Source organism: Prosthecobacter gellanilyticus, assembly GCF_007992435.1.
In the GTDB taxonomy this organism is placed as follows: Bacteria; Verrucomicrobiota; Verrucomicrobiia; order Verrucomicrobiales; family Verrucomicrobiaceae; genus Prosthecobacter; species Prosthecobacter gellanilyticus.
On record NZ_BKAG01000056.1, the window covers coordinates 21,289 to 43,666 of the forward strand.

Sequence of the window (22,378 nt, forward strand, 5' to 3'; positions counted from 1 at the left end):
AGGGCCCAACTGGCAAGAGACGAGGTTAAAAGGTTTGTCAGGGACATCCCGGCAACACGCCCGTCAGCAGGCCTACAAACTTCTTACGAAGGTGGCTGCTTTAGCGGGACTCGCCCAGCGTCGTCAGTTCGCGATCCGTGAGCAGCAGGGTGAAGCCCTGTTTCGCAGCCGCGCTGAATGCCGCGGGATAAATATCCTTTGATTTCGGGTAGTCGATGACAAGCACCCGTTTTCCAGAAGGTTGCAGCTTCTGCAGGAAGCTCATGACATAGCGCGACTGCGCCGCCGTGGTCAGCTTTTTGCCAGCCACGAACAGATCCTCCACCCCGATGGCGCTGATGAGTTCGCGGTAATCGGCATGATCGAGCAACTGAGAGGCATTCTGCGGAATGACCAGGAAACCGGGACGCTTGGCACGCGCACGTCTGGCGATGGTGCCCACCCAGGCGATCATATCTCGGCGATAGGTGGCACCCGTCTCGGGATTTCGACGGTCATCAATCCAGTCCTTTTTCGCCGCGTCGTATTCGTAAAACTCAAAGGCGTCCACGATGTCGAGATAGATGCCGTCAAAGCCCTGGGCGACGATCTGGTCCACGTAGGGCAGCATGATCTGCTGCCAGGCCGGCTGCCAGTAGCGCACGCGGTAATTACCCTCCCAATCCGGATTTTCGATATTCAGGAAAGCGGGCGCGCCAGCATCTGGCTTGCCGTCTTTGTTCGCATCCCAGGACTTCTGCCAGTAGGGGCGGTAGTCCTCGGCCTCGCCAATCGAGAGATAGGCGACGATCCGGCGGCCGCTTTTGCCACGACGGATCGTTTCAAGCTCTGCGGAGGTCCATGCACCACCCGGCTGCGTCTGGTAGGACGCATCGAGCACGATGAGGTCGCGACCACTGGCGGCGAGCTTTTGCACCACAAAAGCACGATTCGCCGCCAGACGATCCGCCTGCAGGACATAGGCGAAGGACTTTGGTGACCACACTTGGGCCTCCGCATGAAAGCAGAAGACAAGCAGACAGCAGGCGATGATGAACTTCATGGTTAAGTGAGCCAGGGCAGGTTAAGCCAGGCCGCCCATAGTGTCATTCCACCTTCGAACTGGCACTCTTTTTCTTCCCGACGGTCACGGGGGTGAGCTTGGGCAAGGAATCCCGCTTCGCGGCCCATCCTGCCTGGGCTTCGGGTTTGATGGACCAGAGGGTCACGTTGTCGAGTTCAGCCACGCCGTCTTTGGGTCCCGCGATGCCGAGACCGGAGCCACCTTTCTCCGCCGGCTTGGCAAAGCCGGGATGCTTCGCGTAAAGCGTGGGGCCATCAGCGAACTGGATGACGAACTCATCGCCCTTCATCTCGGCGAGGGCGTGATACCACTTCCCGGGCTCATACTTGAGCTCCTTGGATTCAGCGACCTTCAGTGATTCGCCATCGGCGAGCATTTCTGCACCGTCTTTGGTTAGGCGGAGGCGGCAGACATGATGACCGAACTCCATGAAGGGCACGATGGCGGTCTCGCTGCCACCGGTGAAGCGCACCGAAAACTGCGCGATGAACTGCGGCGGTGTGACCGGCGCGGAGATGCGCGGCTCGTAGCCGAAGTGGTCTTTCTTCCTGGCCTGGAACTCGGGCGTGGAGGGTTTGCCGCGGAGGACACCCTCTTCAACGGACCATTGTGTGCCCTGACGTGCGCCCCAATGCTGGCGGTTGATGGGGCCTGGCTTCGAGAAGTCATCCTGCATGACGATCTGGTCAGGCTGGGCGAGCAGAGGTTTTAATTCGGCGCCTTGGGAGAGGCTGGCGGCACTGAGAATGGAAAGGATGAGACGCATGCGTGCACTTGGAACGACGAACAATGAGTGAAATTGCGTTGTTCTTGGTCACCATAATTCCCAAACCAATTTTGGTAGAAAAATTTAGGGGTAGAAAGATTTCAGAAAATTTTTCTACCCTTAATCTTTCTACCAAACCTCATTCACTTCCGGGCCTTGGTGGCGATGGCTTTGTAGTAGCTTTCGATGGCGGCGCGATATTCGGGAGCGGCTTCGGTGCGGGTGGCTTCGGTGAGGTCCTCGGCCATCTTGCTGGGCAGGTGGCCCCAGTCGCCTTTGACGAGGATGATTTCTTTGCCGAGCACGCCGTCCTTCAGCATGGCCTGGATGTCGCCATCCGCGTTTTCCGTGGAGGCCTGGGACTGGTTCTGCTGCTGCTTTTGATTCTGCTGATTTTGCGCCATCTGGCTGGAGGGCTTCGGCTGCTGCGTGCCTGGGGTCTGGCCCTGGTTGCGCTGATCCGCCATCTGCTGCTGCTGGCTCTGCTGAGCCTGGGAGAGGCTCTGCTGCGCGCCGGGCTTCTGCGCCTGCTGCTGGCCTTGCTGTCCCTGCTGCTGTTGCTCACCACCTGGCTGGGGCTGGCCGTTCTGTGCCTGCATGGGGTGAAGCTGGGCATCAAGCTGATCGAGAGCCTGCGCGAGGAAGGTGGCCTGCACGGCTTCCAGCGGATGCGGCGTCATGGCCGGAGGTGTGGCAGCCGCAGTAGCTTCCGCGGCTTTCGTGGCCTGTCCTGCAGGTGAGAGAGCCTCCTGGCCGACGGGCTTCGGTGTGGGAGGTGCAGGCTGGCCTGGGGCTGCCGGTGAGGTGCGGGCAGCGGAGGCCTGCTTCTGCAAGGACTGGGCTGCCTGAGCGGTTTGCTGCGCGGCTTCTTTCTGACCAAGACGTTCTTGGTGACGAGCCACACGCTGCAGATCATTGGCGGCCTGCTCGGTGGCGAGGCCGAGGTTGCTCGGCTGCTGGGCTTCCGAGGCCACGGCCTGCTCGCTGGCTTTCGCGGTTTGTTTGCCAAGTTCGGCGAGAGCCTTCTGCATGGCAGCATTCTTGGGCAGTTCCTTTTCAAGCTCGGCCAGCACCTTGCCAGGATCTTGCTGCGCATCCTGCGCCATCTGGGCAAGAGCCTGGGCACGGGCATAAGCTTCATCAAGAGGCTCCTTCACTCCGATGTCCTGCTCCATCTTCGCAGCATCGGCGAGCTCTTGAGCGCTCAACTCCTGGCCTGCTTCGGCCTTGGCCATGTTCTTGGCGAGTTGATCCAAGGCTTGCGCAGCTTGTTGTTGGGCCTGCGCGGCTTGATTCAGCGCCTGGGCCTGAGGCTGGCTCTGCTGGGCCTCGGAAGCCTGCTTCAGGTTCTGCTCCACCTGCGGCTGGGCCTGCTGCATCTGCGCGAGCGCTGCATCCGCGGTGCGGGCCATCTGGCGCTGGCTTTGCTTTTGCAGATCGGCGGCGTTGGCCTCCTGACGAAGAGCGGCCTGCACTGACGCCATCTTCTCGGCATTTTCCTCGGACTGGGTTTGAAGCTCGGAGGCTTTCTGCGCGACATCAGCCACGGGCTTGTTCGCCTGCGCTTCAGCGGCGGCAGCCTGGGTTTCCTGCTGCGTCTGCTTCAAGTCCTGCGCCACGGCCTTCATCATGTCACTCACCTTGGGTGTGAGCTGGGCCAGGGCTTCACGTGCCTCACCTGTTTGCTCGGCGAGCTGCTGAGCCACTTCTGAAGCCTGCTGGCGGGCTTGTTCAGCAGCCTGCTGGGCGGGTTGTGTATTCAAAGGTTGGTTAGGCGGCTGGGTGGCGGCCTGGCGCTCGAGGTTCTGAAGCTGCTCGGCCGCATTACGGTTCTGATCCGCGGCTTGCTGGGCCTTCTGTGCAAGCTGCTGCGCTGCCTGAGCCTTTTGCGCATCCGGCTGCTTCATGCGGCGGATGTTTTCAGGAAGCTGACGCAGGGCTTCAGCGGCGGCGCGGGCTTGATCAGCGGCAGGGTTTTCATTCGGCTGCTGCGTGGCGCTGAAGGCGGCCTCTTCCGCAGCCTTCATGGCTGTTTGCGCCAAGGCATCGGCCTCAAGAGCACGCACGGCATCACGAAGCTGCTCGGCTTTCGCCACGAGAGGATCAGGTGTGTTGTTCTTGTTGTCCTCCTTGCCAGCAGGCTGGGGCATGGCGCGGGCACCTTCAGGGGTCGTGGCTTCCTGGACTTCGCGGGCGAGCTTGTCCGCAGCGCGGCTGGCGCGGTTGGCATCGAGCGCGGCCTCGTCATTGGTGAGGGCATTCTGCTCGCGCAGCGCTGCCTGCTCCTCGAGCTGCTTGGCAGCATTCGCGAGCTCCTTGGCGGCCTTTTCCTGGGCGGTGTCGCCATTGCGATCTTCACGTGGCTTTTGGTTAGGCTTCTTGGCCTCGGCAGCGGCCTGGGCGACGGCCTCGCGGGCTTCATTCAAAGCCACGACGGCCGGGTTCTCCTGACGGGCGATCTGCTCACGAAGCTGCTGCGCGCGGTTCGCGGCCTGCTCAGCCATGGCACGGGCTGCATCGGAGGTGCGGGCGAGACGCTGGCGGAGGTTGTCTGCGGCGCCATACAGATGCTCCGGGCTTTTGGCCTGATCCGGTTTGTCGAGACTGGCGGCGAGATCGGCGCTGGCTTCGGTGAGTTGTTTTTGAAACTCCTTGAGCTGGTTCTGCTGACCACCATCGACAAGCGGTTTCAGCTCTTCCATCTGCTCACGCAGAGGCTCGGCGGCGGCGAGGGCGCCGCGCTGCTGCTCCTGCCATTTCGGGCGCTGGGCGGCATCGCGGTTCGCCGGAAGAGACTGCTCGGTGAGCAGGGCTTCTTGACGAGCTAATTGCTGGGCCTGCTGGGAGACGAGGCGGGCGTTGTCCTCAGCCGCAAAAGCACGCGCGGCACTGGCGATGGTGTCGATGTCTGACTGCGCCTCGCTGGCAGCGTGCTTGATGCTTTCGGTCTGCTCGATATCGCCCGACATCTCCTTCTCCATCTGCTTCAGCGAATCCTGACGCATGTGGGCGAGGCGCTCGCCAAGCAGCTGCACTTCAGCGGCATCGAGATGCGTGGGAGCCTGGCGGGCACTTTCCTGGAGCTGCTTCCAGAGGTCCTCGGCTTTTTCCTGCACCTTTTCCAGATCCCCCTGCGCACGTGCCACGGCATCCTGGGCAGCACGCGCGGCGTCAGGATTTTTCTCGGCCTGCTTCTCGGTCCTGCGCAGTTGTTCCGTGGCTTTGCGGAGTTCACGTGCATCTTCAGAGAGGCTTTCCGCCTGCTGCGCAAAACGGCGTGTCTGCGCTGCCCACTCACGCTTCTGCGGACTCATGGTCTGCTCGAGAATGACAATGCGCACCGGCTCCGACTCCGTCTTCAAACCTTTGAGATCGATGGCGATGAGCTTGAGCATCACCGTGTCCCCGGCCTTCACCTGCAAGGGAGAAAGGGGCAGAGTGGCCTGCACCTGGGATTCCTTGCCGGTCTTGCCGGAGAGTTCCTTCTCAGTCCAGTTCCCGGCATTAATCTGATGCGCGAGCTTCACCGAAGCGAGGCCCACATCATCCGTGGCCGCGCCGCTGAAGCGGATGGATTCATCTGGCAGCATCTCCAGCTGCTCCGCAGGCTCGATCACCTGCACAAAGGGAGGCAGGTCAGGAAGCACTGTGACGCTCCAGGGAGAGAATTCCTCATTGGTGAAACCGGTTTCCTCGGCAGTGAGGGCAATCTGCCAGGACTCGACCTCTGGCTTAACCAACAGTTCAGCATGGATGGTGCCGTCCTTGATTTCCTTCACCGGAACGGCGGGAGGATGATCCGCATGATCAGGATTCAGGAGAAGCTCCGCCTTGGTGACCGGCTGGTTGGCCTTCAAGGAAAGCTTGAGCGTGCTGCCTTCGAGGGCTTCGACATCGCCATGGTCCTCGGTGAGCTTGACCTCAGGAAGACCGGAGTAGGCGGGCGGGACGATGGTCTTGACGAACTCGGTAACACGCGGACGCGGACGAGCGCTGAGCGTATGCCAGGGGCTCATGGCATCCTCCGCGACGATGCGGTAGCGCAGATCACTCTGGCCGATGCTGACGAGGGCCTGATACTGCGAGCCTGCGCGCGTCATGTCTTGAAGGCGGGGTTTGGAATCGCCGGAAACGGTTTCGATCTGCACGCGCTCCGGCTGGGGACCGACGACATCCGCGAGGATCTCCAACTCCGAAGCGATGGGCACGAGCATGCTCGCGGGTTTCGGCGCGACGATGTTGATCTGCACGCTCGAGGGGCGGGCAAAGTTCACAAAGGGGAAGGCGGCGCGGGCGAGGAAGCCGGGAAGATGCAGGCTGGAGACCAGGCACAGACCGATGATCAAGAAGAAGGCACCGCCAGCGCCCAGGATCCAGGGTTTGAGCGAGCGGGAAGGCAGCGCGGAGTCTAACGAAATGTTTTTCACTTCACTGGCCACTTCATCTTGCAGGCGGGCGCGGAACTCCTCGGACTCGTTGCTGTGGCCTTCGGAAAGCTCGACCGCCGCGATGAGGCGCTCATGCATGTTGGGCGCGGCGGCTTCAAGCAAGCGAGCTGCGCCGGGGAGGCCGCGGGCATCGCCAATGAAGCGCCAAGCCACGCGCCAGGCGAAGAAGGCGGCGCCAGCATAGACGCTGAGCGTGAGCCAGGGGCGGATGAACTCCGGCATGAGGCGTGCGCGGTCGAGCAGCGCGATGACGAGCAGGGCAGCGAGGGCGATGCCTGCCCAGGCGAGGTAGGCGCGCCATTGGAGGAGCTTTTGCCGGCGCTGGCGAAAAGCGGCGAGGGCTTCGAGCGTGGCGGGGCGGAGGGAGACGTTCATGAAAAAAGGGGGAGCGCAGACAACGTGCCGTTTGGCAGGGTTCTTCCCTGCGAAGACCAGTCTTTAAACCACTAATGGACACTGATTTACACTTATGACCAAGCCATTCTGAAAAGAGCGAGCAAGCTGCGAGTGTCTGGGCGATGTGATGGACTCGACTTTTGCCGTTGACGCCCCTGCCCTGCCGCGTTCATCTCAGGGCGTGCCTGACTCCTCCCCGACCCAACGCCAGCTTCTCGATGCCGCAGGGGTGAACCGTTGCCTGGATGAGATCGCCGAGGCGATTTATGAGCGCTGGAAGGATGAGGAGAAACTGGCGCTTGTGGGGGTTTACCGCCGTGGTGTGCCGTTTGCGGAAGCTCTCGGTGCCCGCTTGATCGCCAAGGGCTTGCAGATCGAGCTCGGGAAGATCGACATCACCCAGTATCGCGATGACCTGCACTCCTTCACCGTGCTGCCGAAGCTGGAGGGATCCGAGATCGATTTCGACCTGGATGATGCCGTGGTCATTCTCTGTGATGAGGTGGTCTACACAGCTCGCACTTCGCGCGCGGCTTTGGAAGAGCTTCTCGGCTTCGGTCGTCCACGCATGGTGCAGATCGCCGCGCTGGTGGACCGTGCGGGTCGCGAGCTGCCGTTCACTGCGGACTTTGCCGGCTTGAAGGTGGACCTTCCGAAGGAAGACCGCGTGAGAGTGCGCTTCGCCGCCATGGATGGCCGTGACGAGGTCTTTGTGACCGCCTGGCACAACAAGACTGCCTGATTTTCTTCCCTTACTTTTCTTTTCCGACCTACTCACCATGACACCCCGCAAAGACCTCCTCGATATCGCCTCTCTCACGGATGAAGAGATCGAGTTCGTGCTGGCGAATGCGGGGCCTTTCAAAGACCTTTTCAAGCGCACCGTGAAGAAGGTACCGACGCTGAAAGGCAAGTCCGTGCTGACGCTGTTTTATGAGCCGAGCACACGCACGCGCTCCTCATTTGAGGTGGCCGCGAGCCGCCTTTCCGCAGACGTGATCGGCTTTGACATCGAGTCCTCCAGCGTGGTGAAGGGCGAGTCTGTGCTCGACACGGTGGAGACTCTGGAGTCGATGAAGGTGGACTACATCATCGTTCGTCACAAGAAGTCCGGCACGCCGAACCTCATCGCCCAAAACACCCGTGCGAGCGTGATCAATGCCGGTGACGGCTGGCATGCGCATCCCACGCAAGCACTGCTGGATGCCTTCACGCTGCGGGAGAAGTTCAAGGATCTGCGCGGGGCGCGTGTGCTGATCGTGGGAGACATCCAGCACTCCCGCGTGGCACGCAGCACGAGCCTGATTTTACGCCGTCTGGGCATGAACGTGGCCTACCTCTCCCCCGGCTCCATGATGCCGAGAGAGATCCCGCAGGAGATCGCCCAGTTTGGCAATTGGGATGATGCCCTGGCCTGGCGTCCTGATGTGGTGTACCTCCTGCGCGTGCAGAGCGAGCGCATGGACGAGCCTTTCTTCCCCAGCGCTGCGGAGTATCACCGCAACTACGGCCTCACCGATGCGCGTGTGGACATCATCCGCGAGCGTGGCCTCTGGCTCATGCATCCAGGTCCGGTGAACCGAGGTGTGGAGATCACGGATCGTGGCATGAACTATGAGAAAAGCCTGATCAACCAGCAGGTGGAAAATGGCATCGCCGTGCGCATGAGCGTGCTCTACTGGCTGAAGCCGGGCGCGGAGGGCTAAGTGCGGAGGTTTGAGGCCGGAGGGCGGAGTAGGGCGTTAGACCTCGTGGGGCGGATGCAGAAGACTGGGAGTGATGGAGTTTTGGGGGAATGGAAGTGAGGAGGGTAGAAAGATTGTGGGTAGAAAGATTTCAGAGAGTTTTTATACTTTTGGTTTTTCTCGATCTTGAGGATCAGGCGAGGGATTGGGCTTCCCGGATGGAAGACATCCTGCTATGGGAGTAATGATGCGTCGTTGTTACGGTTTATAGAGCCGTGGGCAGATCCCCTGAAGGCTGCCAGCCCCCTCCCTTTTGCATTCGCTTTCCCATGGTCTTCTTCACGTCTCAGCGGTTCCTCTTGCTGCCCCTATTGGTCCTGTCGGGACTGCTTGCCACCTCCCTGCACGCAGGCACCTGGACGGTGCAGCCCTGGACCGGCGATGCCTCCACGGGCATCATCAATGGCGAGACGCAGTGGGCCTACCACTTTGGCTCTGCCACCGCCGCCACGGTCAATGGCGTGTCCGTCCCGGGCTTCGCCGGACCGCCGCCTGTCAATGTGGCGGGCCAGTTCGACCTCACCGGCGCACAGTTTGTGCTCAATCCTGACCCCAACAACCTGACCAGCCTGGGCGGCACCAGCAGCGCGATCATGGGCGGCAGTTTCTTTTATGGCGGACTGCCTTCCACCAACCTGACGGTCAAAGCCGCCTCCCTCCAGGCTGGGGGGCAGTATGTGGTCTCCTTTTACAGCGTGGGCTGGGATGGGCCCACCGACCCGCGTTTGATCAAGTTCGTCTCCGGCACCGATGAGATGGCGATTGATCAAAACCTGTATGGCGAAAATTTTGGCCTGCGCGCGGATTATGCCTTCACGGCGGGTGCGGGGGATCAGGCGCTGCGGGTAGACATGAACAACGCTTTCAACCGCACCTTCCATGTTTATGCCGTGGCGCTGAGGAAAGTGGCGATTCAGACCAATGTCACGCTCACATCGAGCGCCAATCCAGCGGTGCCGGGCGCATCGGTCACCTTCACCGCCACGGTCACCCCGGTCTCGGGCGGTGGCACACCCACGGGCAACGTCGTTTTCAAAGACGGAGCGACGACTCTGAACACCGCCACCCTCAATGCCGGCGGTGTGGCCACCTACACCACCAGCGCCCTTAGCGAGGCCAGCCATGACATCACCGCCACCTACGTAGGCAGCACCACTTACCACAGAAAGGTCTCCCCCACGCTCACCCAGGTGGTAAGCAAGATAAACACAAACGTCAGTCTGGGCTCGAGCGCCAACCCCGTCCTGCCAGGCACGCCCGTCACCTTCACGGCCACTGTCACCCCCCTCACCAGCGGCAGCACGCCCACGGGCATCGTGACCTTTTTCGACGGCGGCACTCCGATAGGCGGTCCGCTGGCACTTGATGGCGCGGGTTCCGCCGCGTTCACCACCAGCGCGCTGACGGCGGGGCTGCACAACATCACCGCCAGCTATGGTGGCAACACCATTTACAATACCAGCGTTTCCGGCCTCCTGCCCCAGTCTATCGCAGGCACCTACACAGTCACGACGACAGCTGCTGCGGGCGCAGGCTCCCTGGCTCAGATCCTCACAGACGCTTCGCCAGGCTCATTTGTGGTGTTTCATGCCAGCCTCGCGGGGCAGTCGGTGCAGATGCCCGCCAGCGAGATCATCCTGGACAAAGACGTCACGATCGATGCCGCCGCCCTGACGGGTGGAATCATCCTGCAGGGCGGTGGCACGAACCGGCTCTTTTACATCCAGGCAGGCAAAACCGCCATCTTCAAAGGACTCACCCTGACCGGTGGCGGGGGTGCGGGAGCGGCAAACACACTGCGCGGTGGCGCCGTTCTGAGCGCGGGCACCCTGACGCTGGAGGACTGTGTCCTCCGAGGAAACACGGCCAGCCTGGGAGGAGCTCTCGCCAGCGGCTACTCCACCCAAAACACCTCGCTGACGGTCCGCCGCTGCCGTTTCATCGGCAATTCAGCCGCCGCAGGGTATGGAGGTGCTTTGATGAATCTATGCCTGAACAGCACGACCGCGCAGGCGCTGGTGGAAGACAGCACCTTCACCGGCAACACAGCCTCCGGAGCTGGCGCAGCGATCTACAACAGCGGCAACACAGGCACCTCCAGCCTGCAACTCCGGACCAGCACGATCCAGGGAAACAGCAATTCCAGCCCTTTGATTGGCGGCAGCGTGCTCAACTACTCAAACAACGTCACAGGCACTGCCAACATGACAGTGGATCAGTGCACCATCACCGGGAACACGGCGGCAGCTTCGGGAGGTGGACTGCTCAACGCCGCCTACGACACGACCGCGGGATCCCCCACCGGTCCCGCCAGCCTCACCATCACCCACTGCACCGTGGTGGGCAATGCGGCCCGCAGTGGCGGCGGTCTGTTCTCCCAGGGCGCTCCGGCCGTCACGACCGTCACCTCCAGCATCATCGCCGGCAATACCAGCGTTCAAGACGGCAGAGACGTCCGGCTTGTCTCCGGCACCGTCACAAGTCAGGGGGGCAATCTCATCGGCTCCACCACGGACAGCCAGATCACCTGGCAGGGCACTGACCTCACCGGCACGGATGCCGCGCCCCTGAATCCGAAGCTGGCCCCCATCGGTTCCTATGGCGGCCTCACCGCCACCATGCCGCCGGCTTCCGGCAGCCCTGCACTGGACAGCGCCCCCACCCCTGTCTTCCCCACCGACCAGCGCGGCCTGCCACGGGTGGTGGATGGTGATCAAAACGGCACCGCAAGCGCAGACATTGGCGCGGCGGAGTCTTCCTTCATGCGGGTGGATGTGGCGACGGATGAACTGGACGTGCCTGCAGGCGCGGGAGATGTGTCCCTGCGCGAGGCTCTGCGAGATGCTCCCGACGGAGCTATCATCACCTTCGCCCCAGGTCTGAGTGGCACCACGCTTAATCTGGCCGCCGGACTAGGTTCCCTGCAGCCAACCAAGTCGGTTCTGGTGGATGCCACCAGCCTCCCGGGCGGCTTCACCATCCGGCGTGAACCAGGAGGCCCCAGGCTCTTTCAGGTCGGCGCGGGAGTGGGTCTCAGCTTGAAAAACCTGTTTCTCACTGGCGCAGTCACCACTCTGGCGGACGCCGGGGGCGCCATCTTCAACCTGGGCGGCTCCGTCAGCCTCGAAAAGTGCATCATCACCGGTCACAATAGCAGCGCAGGCGGTGGGGCCATGTACCTGAGTTCAGGCAGCCTGGAGATCTCCCAGTGCACCATCTCTGGCAATACTTCAGGCACCCTGCTGGGCGGTGCCATCGGCGTGGGGTCAGGCACCCTGACACTCAAAGACAGCACCCTGCTGGAAAACGGCACCGGTGGCAAAGGCAGCGCTCTGTTCATGACCGGTGGCACGGCCATGGTGAGCCAGTGCACCTTTGAGGGAAATGCCGCCGGAGCGGTGAAACTCAGACCTGTCGATATCTCCAACATACCAGTCCTGAGCCTCACTCACTGCACGATCACCCGCAATGCCTCATTGGACGGCGGTGGCGGCCTCCTGATCGCGGGCGCCACAGCTCCGGTCATCAGCTTGCACAATACCCTCATCGCGGGCAACACGGGCTCTCTAGGCTGCCCGGACATCAGCAATCTCGACAATGCCCCCATCACCCGCAGCGGAACCAATATCATCGGCAAAAATGACGGTGCTGAAGCCGTTTTTGCCCCCGGCTTGCCGAATGCTGCTGGCGACTATGTGGGCACTGGGGCAGCACCGGTGGATCCTTTGTTAGGCGCGCTGGCCAGCAATGGTGGAGCCACCTTCACCTGCCTGCCTCTGGCTGGCAGCCCGGCCATCGACCACGCCTCAGGAACAATCCCCACTTCCGACCAGCGCGGCCTGTCCCGCCCACGAGATGGGAATGGCGACAACACCTTCGTGGCAGACATCGGCGCGGTCGAGATCGGCCCCCCGGGAGTGTATCAAGTCACCACCCTCGCGGACGAACTGGACACACCTCCGGGGGCCAGTTTGTCCCTGCGTGAGGCCGTGCGTGACGCACCTGCGGGAGCCGTCATCACCTTTGCCCCGGCGCTGTCGGGCAAGACCCTCATCCTCGATTCAGTGAAGGGGGAAATAGCTCCCACCAGAGCCGTGATCATTGATGCCTCTGCGCTGCCGGACGGGCTGATCCTGGATGGAGGCCCGGGGACAAACCGACATTTTTTTGTCACTGCAACAGCGGGTTCATTTGAGCTGAGGCACCTCACCCTCACCGGAGGCGGTGGCACAGGGACGTCCAACAGCGGCTTCGGCGGCGCCTTCCTCAGCATTGTACCGACCACTCTGGTGGACTGCACCTTCCGGGGCAATCAATCCACGAATCGTGGAGGTGCCGTCGTCGTGGCTAGCGCGACGGCGCAGTTCACCCGCTGCACGTTTCACGACAATCTAAGTTCAGCCAATCTCGGTGGTGCACTTTATCTCCAGACCTCAGTCGCCGTGCTGGACCACTGCACCCTGACCCGCAATCACTCGGGAGGTGGAGATGGCGGAGCGATCTTCACCTCCCAAGGCACCTACCTGACCCTGACCCACTGCACCATCGCCGGAAACACCTCCAGCGACAGCAATGGCGGCATCTCCGTCTTTGGTCAGGCAGGGGATAGGCTCACCCTGACCTCCACCGTCCTGGCCGGGAACCTGGGGCAGGATCTGCGGCTTTATAATGTATTTCCCACACCTGGCAGTGGTGGTGGCAATGTGCTGGGTTTGGATGACTTCTTCGTCAACTACAACCAGCCCACAGACACCCGCAATGTCACCGCCAGCCAGCTCAATCTGGCGGAGCTGGGCCGCTACGGCGGCCTCACGGATACCATGCCGCCCATGCCCGGCAGCCCGGCTCTTGACCGTGCCACCAGTTCCACCGCCACCGCCGACCAGCGTGGCTTTGCACGCAACTTCGACGGTGATTTTAATGGCAGCGCGGTCTCTGACAGCGGCGCGGCGGAGTCCTTCATCGTGCGGACAAACAGCTTTAATGACGAATTCAACACCCCTTCCGGGACTTCCGTTTCCCTGCGCGAGGCCATCCGCGACGCCCCTGTCGGAGCCGTGGTCACCAGCACCGTCAATGGCAGTTCGGTTTTCCGGGAGGAACTGGTCCTGGACAAGCCGCTGATCCTGGCCGGCAATGCGGTGACCTGGAGCATTGCCCCCACTTCCTTACGCGTCTTTTACGTGGCCCCAGGGGCGCAGGTGCATATGCACCGCATCTCCATTCCAGGGACTGGTCCCAGCTTCGGTGGCACCGGCACGGGTGCCGTGGCGAGCGGCAAAGGGGGTACGATCCTCAACCAGGGCGTGCTCTCCATGACCCACTGCACCCTGGAATTTGGGAAAGCGGACTATGGCGGCGCGATCGCCAACGGCATGGCCCCCACTCCCAGCACCCTGGTCATGCGCCGCTGCAACTTGGGTGCAAACTCCGCCACCGCCTACGGCGGCGCGCTGTACAATGCCTCCGCCAGTGGCGGCGCGGCCACCGTCATCCTGGAAAACTGCCGCATTTACAGCAACACCTCCGGCCGGCACGGCGGCGCTTTGGTGAACACGGCCGGCAATGGCCTTGCCAGCATGACCCTGCTGCACTGCACCGTGGTGGGCAACAGCGCGGTCGCCAGCGGCGGCGGCCTGCACACCTTCTCCACCGGCACCAGCACCACTGCGGTGACGACCACCCTCACCTCAAGCATCATCGCCGGCAACACCGCCCCCCAGGGCCCGGACGTGCAGTTGAACTCCGGCGCCGTCTCCAGCCTGACCAATCTCATCGGCGTGGCGGACAGCGGCGGGGGCGGCCTGCTGACCGGCGGCACCAATCTCACCGGCACCCTGGCCGCACCGCTGTCTCCCGGCCTTTTGTTCCACCCACCGCGTGTCAACTCTCTGCAGCCTCTTCTCGGCAGCCCCGTGATTGATGCCGCTGACCCCGCTGCCGCCAGCACTCTGGTGGTGGATAACCTCCGGCAGATTCGCGTGGTGGATGGCGACCTCAATGGCACCGCCCTGCCGGACATTGGCGCGGTGGAGGCGGTCGCGGTCAAGGTCACCACCGCCGCCGACGAACTCGACACTCCCGCCGGTGCTAATGTGTCCCTGCGCGAGGCGATCCGCGACACCACGGCCAGCAGTGCCATCATCCGCCTGGACCCCGCGCTCAGCGGCCAGACCTTGACTCTGGATGCCGCGAAAGGGCAGATCACCGCGGGAAACAATCTTCTCCTGGACGCCAGCGCGTTGCCCGCGGGGTTCACCATTGACGCCGGCTCCGGGGCCAACCGCATCTTTCAAACCAGCGGCACGGTGCGCCTGGCCGGCCTGACTCTCCAGGGCGGCGAAGCCGGCTCTGACGGCGGCGGCGCCATCCTCATGACCGGGGGAAGCCTCACCCTGGAGCGCTGTGTGGTGCGTGGCAACACCACCACCGGCAGCGGCGGTGCCCTGAACGTGACCGGAGGCACGTTGCTCACGCTGAACCAGTGCAGCTTTTCCGGCAACTCCTGCACCGGCGGTTCGTCCTTGGGCGGCGCGGTGAACTCGTTGGCCAGCAACATCCGCTTCGTTATGACCGAATCCAGTTTCACCAGCAACACCGCCAACGTGAGCGGCGGGGCCATTCTATTGGAAACCAGTCGTGACCCAGCCAACCTCATCCGCCAGTGCACGGTGGCTGGCAACCGGGCCGCCGGCAGCGGCGGCGGGATCCGCATCGTCAACGCCACAGCGACCGTGCAGCAATGCACGATCACTGGCAATGAGGGTGTCAATGGCAGCGGCGGCGGTCTCCAGGGGACGAGTAATTCCACTATGTCCATGCTGAACTGCGTGGTGGCGGGCAACCGCGCCCCCACGGGTCCGGATCTGGCCAGTTTGGATTCAACCGTGACCACCCGTTCCGGCGCCAATGTCATCGGCCAGAACAAGGACGTGAGCACGCTCTTCCCCGCCCCTGCCGTCCCCGGTGCCGCCAATGCCAACGGCGACTATGTGGGCACCGCCGCCGCGCCCCTGGATGCCCTGCTGGCACCCGCCGGCAACTATGGCGGCCCCGCCCTGGTTCAGACCTGCCCCCCCATGCCCGGCAGCCCCGCCCTGGATCGGGCGGTGGGCACCAGCCTGACCACCGATGCCCGCGGCGCCGGCTTCTCCCGCGTGGTGGACGGCGACTCCGATGGCACCGCCCGTGCGGACATCGGCGCGGCGGAGGCCGTGATGGTGCGGGTGGATGTGGCCAACGACGAACTGGATGTTCCCGCCGGTGTCAATGACGTGTCTCTGCGCGAGGCCGTCCGCGATGCTCCGGAAGGCGCCGTCATCAGCTTCGCCCCGGCACTTTCCGGGCAGACGCTCACGCTGACGGCGGGGGAGCTTTTCCCTTCCCGTTCCGTTATCCTAAACGGCAGCGGGCTGGCAGCGCTGGTGAACCTGACTGCGACAAGTGGCAGCCGTATTCTCAACATCTCCTCCGGCGTGTCCGTCGGCCTGTCTCACCTGCGCCTTCGGGACTGCAGCCTCGCAGGCTCAGGCGCGGCGATCCTCAATGCGGGCATGCTTGGCCTCGCGGACTGTGAGTTCATCAACAACACCGCCGTCACCTCGGGCGGGGCCATCCGCCATGCACCTGGCAGCGGCAGCAGCCACCTGCGGGCGGAGCGCTGCCTGTTTTCTGGCAATGTGTCCTCAGCCAGCGATGGCGGCGCCATCGACGGGGTCTCCGACCTCGCACAAAACCCTGTGCGATTGCTGCTTGAAGACTGTCGTTTCACGGGCAACACCGCGCTGGCACTGGGGGGAGCGGTGGAATGCAGCAGCAACGGAGGCGCGTCCATGACCTTGAAAGTCCTGCGCAGCACCTTCACCAGCAATACCGGATACAGGGGCGGGGGGCTGTATGTCGCCACTGGCGGCGCTGGCTCCGTAGGAACGGTGTCCGTGGATGCCTGCACCTTTTACGATAACAAAGCCCCGGGCTATTCGGGCGGCGGGCTCGGAGTCGGAGCCTTCGGTGGCGGCAAACTGACTACCGTGGTCAGCCAGTGCACCTTTGCCCAGAACAGCTCCGGGCCGGTGAGTGGTGGCGCGGTGATGAACGATGGATTTGACCCCGGCTCCAGCAGTCTGCTCACCCTGCGGCGCTGCACCCTGGCGGGGAACACCACCACCCACGCCCAGGGCGGCGGCACCTCCATTGACGGCTACAACTCCGGCAGCGCCACCACCGTTCTCGACGGCTGCCTCATCGCCGGAAACACCTCCGCCAGCACGGCCATGGATGTGGGCCGTTTTAATGGCGCGGTGGTCACCAGCCTGGGGAACAACCTCATCGGCAACATCACCGGCACCTCCAATGTCACCTGGCTGGGCACTGACCTAACCGGCACCGCCGCGGTTCCTTTGAACCCCATGCTTGCCTCCCTGGGCGACTACGGCGGCCCCACCCAGACCATGCCGCCGCTGCCCGGCAGCCCGGCGCGGAACCCCGTGGGCGGCACCTCCGCAGCCATCGTGGGCATGCTCAGAGACCAGCGCGGCGGCGTGCGGCTCCAGGGTGAGACCATGGACATCGGCTCCGTGGAGACCACCGCGGAGGATGCACCGGGCACGATCGCCTTTGGCGCGCCGGTGGTGCGTGTGCAGGAGGGAACCACCGCCCTAGTGCCCGTTTACCGCACCGCGGGAACCATCGGCACGGTCACCGTCAGCTATGCCTCCCAGTCCGCCGGCCTGGGCACCGGCTTTGCCACCCCACCGGAGGATTACACCGCTGTCAGCGGCACCCTCACCTTCGCGCCAGGAGATACGGTCAAGACCATCTCCATCACCGCCGCCACGGATGCCCCCACGCTGAAGGAACCGCATGAAAGCTTCACCCTCACGCTTTCCAATGTCACCGGCGGCGCCAGCCCGGGCGCGCAAAGCAGCACCACCGTGCGCATCCTGGATTCCGTGGATGCGGCGGTCCCCACCCTGGTGCTGACCACACCCAAGGCCAACGCCATCTTCCTGGAGGCCAACGGCACCGGCGTCAGCGTCACCGGCAGCGCCAAGGACGACAAGGGCGTGCAGGCCGTGCAGGTGCAGCTCAATGGCGGTGCGTTTGTGGATGCGGTGCTCGCCCCCTCCACCACCAGCACCATGCCCACCTTTGCCCTGACCGTGACGGCCGTGCCGGGTGTGAACACCCTGGTGGTGCGCTCCGTGGATGAAAAGGGCAAGATCTCCGCCCTGCAAAAGCGCAGCTTTACCTATCGCGTCATCCGCCCGCTGATCACGTCGGTCTCAGGCGGTGAGGCCGGCGTCGTTGGCACCATCACCCGGCCCGCGGCGGTGGACAAAACGGTGCCTAACAGTTTGTATGTGGGCATGACCTACAAGGTCACCGCCACGCCAAAGCCAGGCTACCTGTTCGGTGGCTGGTATTATTCGTTTCCTACACCGCCCCCAGGCATGCCCCGGCTCACCCTCGCGGACATCGGCCTCACTGCCGCCAGTCTTGAACTGCCTGCGCTGAGCTTCATCATGCAGCCTGGCCTGACGCTAACGGCGAATTTTTCCCCCAACGTTCAACCTGACACCATCGGGATTTACACGGGCCTGATCCTGCCGTCCTCCACAAAGCCCGCACCGGGCGGCACTTCCGCTAAAAACGACACCACCGGTCTCTTCACCGCCACGCTCGCCTCCACCGGCGCCTTCAGCGGCACCCTGAAAATTGACGGGGCCAGCCTGCCCTTCGCCGGCACCACGAACACGGCCGGGGAACAATCACGCCCGGGGGAATAGATGGCGCCCGCTTCGGAACCGCCCGCACGCACACGCTGACTCTTCTGCGCAAGGGCAAGCCCGACCTCGTGCTGGGCCTGATGGCCTTCTCCAACAATAGAGAAGCCTCCACCATCGAGGGCACCCTGACGCAAAAGCAAAACGGCACAGGCACCATCCTGACGGTGTCCACCTTCACCGCAAGCCGTGCCAAATACAGCGCCAAGATCAAGGTGCCGGCCACCCTCATGACGGGCACCAGCCAGCGGTTTAACGTGATCCTTCCCTCTGTGCCGCAGGACGGCCTGCCCGCCAGCAAATATCCCCCGGGGACCGGCATCGGCTCCATGATCCTGGGTTCTGATGGCACCGCCAAGTTCGCCGGCATCCTGGCCGACAACACCCCCTTCACCGCCAGCGCCGCGCTTTCCCCTGCCAATCAGGCTCCCCTCTTCGTCTCCCTTTACACGAACAAGGGCCACCTTGCCGGCACTGTCAACGTCCTGCCCTCCAACAATCCGGGCTATGACACCTACGGCGTGAACTACCTCTGGAACCGCCCCGCGCAGCCGCCCCCCGCCAAGGTGCAGTGGTACCCCGAGGGCTGGCCCAACGGCATCATCCTGGACATGGTGGGCGCGCAATACAAAGTCCCCGCCGCCACCCTGAACCAGAGCGTCATCCCCGGTCTCGGCCCGGTCCATTCCACCAACGGCAACGCCACCCTCACCTTCATGGACGGCCTGCTCAGTTCCACGCGCAACTACGCCGTCAACATCACGACCAAAGACGCCGTCACTCCCCTGCCCCTGAAGACCAAGGACTTCACCCTCACCCTGACCAAAACCACCGGCGAGATCAGCGGCACCTTCACCCATACCGACACCAAAAAGCCCGCCTTCAAAGCCACCACCATCCAGAAGCCCGGCGACTACCAAGGCACCTATGGCTTCTTCATGAGCGTCCCGCCTGACAAAACGAGCACGAATGGCGAGGGAGGATCGGTCATGCTGCTGCCAGGCGCATTGGCTGCGCCCTGAAAGGCGCTCACCACCCCTGTTTTCAAATTCAAATCCGTCCTCAACGAACCTTCCCCCCATGACAAACCGCTTCCTTTCCCGTCCTGTGATCGAACACCTTGAGTCCAAAATCGCTCCGGCCGGAACGGTCACGGCGGTCATCGCAGGCGGCGTCCTGACCTTGACCGGCGACCTGGAGGCGAACGACATCGTCATCACGGAACTCATGCCCGACCGCTTTCGGATCACCGGCCAGGCCGGCACATTCATCAGGCTGGGCCCGGCGGCAGGCGCCCTCTCGGTGGACTTCGATGCAACGGTGACATCCATCAAAGTGGACCTCAAGGAAGGCGCGGACGTGGTGCTTTTTGATCAGGTTAAACTGGTGAAGGACGTGACGGTGAACCTGGGCATCGGCGCCAACACCGCCCGCTTCAACGCGCTGTCCATCGGTGGGAATCTTTCCATCCAGGGGGGCAACGATGCGGATCAGATCTTTTTCCGGGACCGGCTGCTGGTGGGAGGGAACGCCACCTTCGCCATGGGGAATGGCACAAACTCCGTGGAATACACCCCTGGCGCACCCGGCTTTGACGCCATCCAGATCGAAGGCGCGCTGAAGTACACCGGGGGCAGCGCCGGGGATGGCCTCCTGTTCAACATCGCCTCCGCCATCCTGCTGGGCTCGGTGGACTTCGCGCCCGGCGCCGGCGGTGGCTTCCTGACCCTGAATTCCGCCAAGGAAGTCATCGTCGGCGGCAAGTTTAACCTCACCACGCTGGACCACGCGGGTGCTCTTTTTGAGACAAGGGTGGTTTCCCAGGAGATCGTCTCCATCGGCGGGCCCGTGACGGTGAAGAACGGCACGGGTCAGAACGTGATGTTGATGGAAGGGACGGACGCCCTGCTCATCGGCGGCGCGGTTTCGGTGACCCAGGGCAATGTCAGCGGCGCTTCGAGGAGCGAGGTCATCCTGACTTCGACCGACCATGTCTCCATCGAAGGCGGGGTGACCATCAAGAATGGCAATGGCGACTACACCAACCGAATCTCGGCGGCGCAGGTGGAGATTGACGGCGCGGTGGCGGTGACAAATGGCAACTCGGGCGCGACGAGCACCCGGAACGAAATCACCAGCATCGGGGGTTCTCTGGATATCCAGGGTGGAATCTCCTACACCAACGGCAGCGGCACCTACACCAACGAGGTGGGGCTGGTCGGGTCCTCGGTGAACGTGGGCGGCACGATCAACATCGTGAACAAGGACTCGACTGCGGATTTTACCGTGAACACGATCTCTGGAGCGCGCTTGTTCAGCGCCGGTGTGAGCATCACGAACGGCATGGGCAAGTTTTCCAATTTCGTCTCGTTTGCCGATGGACGAATCGCAGGGAACCTGCAAGTCACCAACGGAGACTCCACCGCGCAGGTGAACAACAGCTTTTCCCTGCCGCTGGTGACGGGGAACCTCACCCTGAAAAACGGCAATGGGGACTACGAAAACAATTTCTTTTCAGGCAACAGCCCAAGTCTCCGGGTGGGGGGAAATTTAAGCATCACTAACGGCACGGCCACCGCCGAGACCCGGAATCTATTCTTTGTCTCCGCCCTGGATGTGGATGGCAGCCTAACCATCAAAAACGGCGACGGCCATTGGGACAACTTCATCGGCAGCAGCCTGGTGAACATCAAAGGCAGCTTCTCCGTGACCAACGGAAACACCAACAATTCGATCAATAACAATTTCAACGTGCTGGAGGAATTCCGTGTGGGCGGCTCGGTCAGCATGGTCAGCGGCAATGGAGAGGTCATCAACTTCCTCGGCAGCGGCGGCGCGCTACTGATTGGCGGCAGCGTGCTTCAGCAGACCAGTGTTCGGTCCTCAGGCGCAACCCCCTTTATCATCTCTTCTCCCAACTTAGTCATCAAGGGCGGTGTGACCTTCAAATCCGCCGGGGGCGACACGACCACGGTGCTCGGAAACGGCGGTCAGCAGGTCTCCGTCGGCGGTGCCCTGAACGTATCCATGGGGGATGGCAACGACAGCTTTTCTGGCTTTGCCTTCCTCACCCTGAACACGGGGGCGGTTTCCATGTCGTTTGGAAACGGTAATACGAGCAGCACCCTGGGCTCTAACTTTGGCACTGTCATCAAGGGCGGCCTCAGTGTGACCTCCCTGGTGGGGGATGACAGCTTTACGCTGGTCGGCGGCAGCCGCATCAACGGCTCGCTCTCTGTCAACTACGGCGCTGGTTCCACGGGGACATTCGTCGCCAACAACTTCGAGTCCGTGGAAGTGGCGGGTGCGGTGAACCTGAACTTTGGGGGCTTGACGGGCGCGGCCACGGTGACGCTCAACCGGCTGGCGGCTCAGGGAAACGTGACCTACGTGGGCTCCACCGGGGCGGACACCCTCGCCATCCGCCAGGCGGCCTTCCGTGGGAACGCCACCTTCACCACCGGAAACGGGGCCGACCAAGTCTCCATCAACGACACGATCTTCCTGGGCACCCTGGGCATCCAGACAGGTGTGGGCGCGGACACCCTGAACATCGAACACCTGACCTCCGAAGTCGGGTTCAACCTCACCGCCCGCACCACCTTCTCCAAGGCGGTGACGATTTCCATGGGGGACGATGCGGACAGCGTGCTCATTGGCGGAGGCGTGGCCGCGCAGACGGTGGAGTTCAAAGCCGCGGCCCTGCTGGATGGCGGCATCGGCACGGACACGCTGACGACCGGCCTGAACATCATTGGCACACTGACGCCGTCGAACATTCCGTAAGCCCGCCTCCTCCCAAAGTTTCGGGTGAACTGCCTCTGGAACCGCCCAGCCTAACGGAAAGTGCAGTGGTATCCCAACGGCTGGCCCGGCAGCATCAACCTCGACATGGTCGGCGCCAAGTTTATGGTGCCTCTCGCCACCGCGAACCAGAGCGTCATCCGCGGCCTCGGCCCTGCTGACCTAACCAATACTGTCGAAAAATCCTCCCTCACCTTCATGGACGGCCTGCCCAGTTCCACGCGCAACTATGCGGTTGGACAGTTTCTCGAAAAGAATGTCATTTTAAATCGGCGAGCGCAGCGGCCTCAATGGCACGGGCCACAGTGACTCGTCGACACCGCTCTCGTCCGCACACGGCATTTTCGTCTAACTAGACTGGTTCTCGAAAA

At 62.8% G+C, this 22,378-nt stretch carries 9 protein-coding genes; 6 read left to right on the forward strand and 3 right to left on the reverse strand.

What is annotated here, in order from left to right:
• Window positions 1–100: 100 nt before the first annotated feature.
• From BGE01nite_RS24815 to BGE01nite_RS24825, 3 genes are all read right to left on the reverse strand, one after another.
• Window positions 101–1,042, reverse strand: a complete 942-nt coding sequence (locus BGE01nite_RS24815; protein ID WP_146854835.1) for an MJ1477/TM1410 family putative glycoside hydrolase — start codon at window positions 1,040–1,042, stop codon at window positions 101–103.
• Between the two features lie 43 nt (window positions 1,043–1,085).
• Entirely contained in the window at window positions 1,086–1,829 is a 744-nt protein-coding gene (locus BGE01nite_RS24820; RefSeq protein ID WP_146854837.1) for a hypothetical protein, read from the reverse strand.
• 143 nt (window positions 1,830–1,972) lie between these two features.
• A complete protein-coding gene (locus BGE01nite_RS24825; RefSeq protein WP_146854839.1) occupies window positions 1,973–6,652 on the reverse strand; it encodes a DUF4175 family protein in 4,680 nt (1,559 codons plus the stop codon).
• Window positions 6,653–6,854: 202 nt separating this feature from the next.
• On the opposite strand from BGE01nite_RS24825, the gene pyrR reads away from it, so the two are divergent.
• The 6 genes from pyrR to BGE01nite_RS24855 all read left to right on the forward strand — a co-directional run bounded on the left by pyrR (window position 6,855) and on the right by BGE01nite_RS24855 (window position 22,316).
• Entirely contained in the window at window positions 6,855–7,415 is a 561-nt protein-coding gene (gene pyrR / locus BGE01nite_RS24830; protein WP_170267038.1) for a bifunctional pyr operon transcriptional regulator/uracil phosphoribosyltransferase PyrR, read from the forward strand.
• Between the two features lie 37 nt (window positions 7,416–7,452).
• A complete protein-coding gene (locus BGE01nite_RS24835; RefSeq protein ID WP_146854843.1) occupies window positions 7,453–8,379 on the forward strand; it encodes an aspartate carbamoyltransferase catalytic subunit in 927 nt (308 codons plus the stop codon).
• 338 nt (window positions 8,380–8,717) lie between these two features.
• Window positions 8,718–18,206, forward strand: coding sequence for a choice-of-anchor Q domain-containing protein (locus BGE01nite_RS24840; RefSeq protein WP_170267039.1), 9,489 nt, complete (start codon window positions 8,718–8,720; stop codon window positions 18,204–18,206).
• Window positions 18,207–18,286: 80 nt separating this feature from the next.
• A complete protein-coding gene (locus BGE01nite_RS24845; RefSeq protein WP_146854847.1) occupies window positions 18,287–19,225 on the forward strand; it encodes a hypothetical protein in 939 nt (312 codons plus the stop codon).
• Window positions 19,226–19,283: 58 nt separating this feature from the next.
• Complete coding sequence (locus tag BGE01nite_RS24850; protein ID WP_146854849.1) at window positions 19,284–21,989, forward strand: beta strand repeat-containing protein; 2,706 nt, start codon at window positions 19,284–19,286, stop codon at window positions 21,987–21,989.
• Between the two features lie 60 nt (window positions 21,990–22,049).
• Entirely contained in the window at window positions 22,050–22,316 is a 267-nt protein-coding gene (locus BGE01nite_RS24855; protein WP_146854850.1) for a hypothetical protein, read from the forward strand.
• Window positions 22,317–22,378 lie beyond the last annotated feature (62 nt).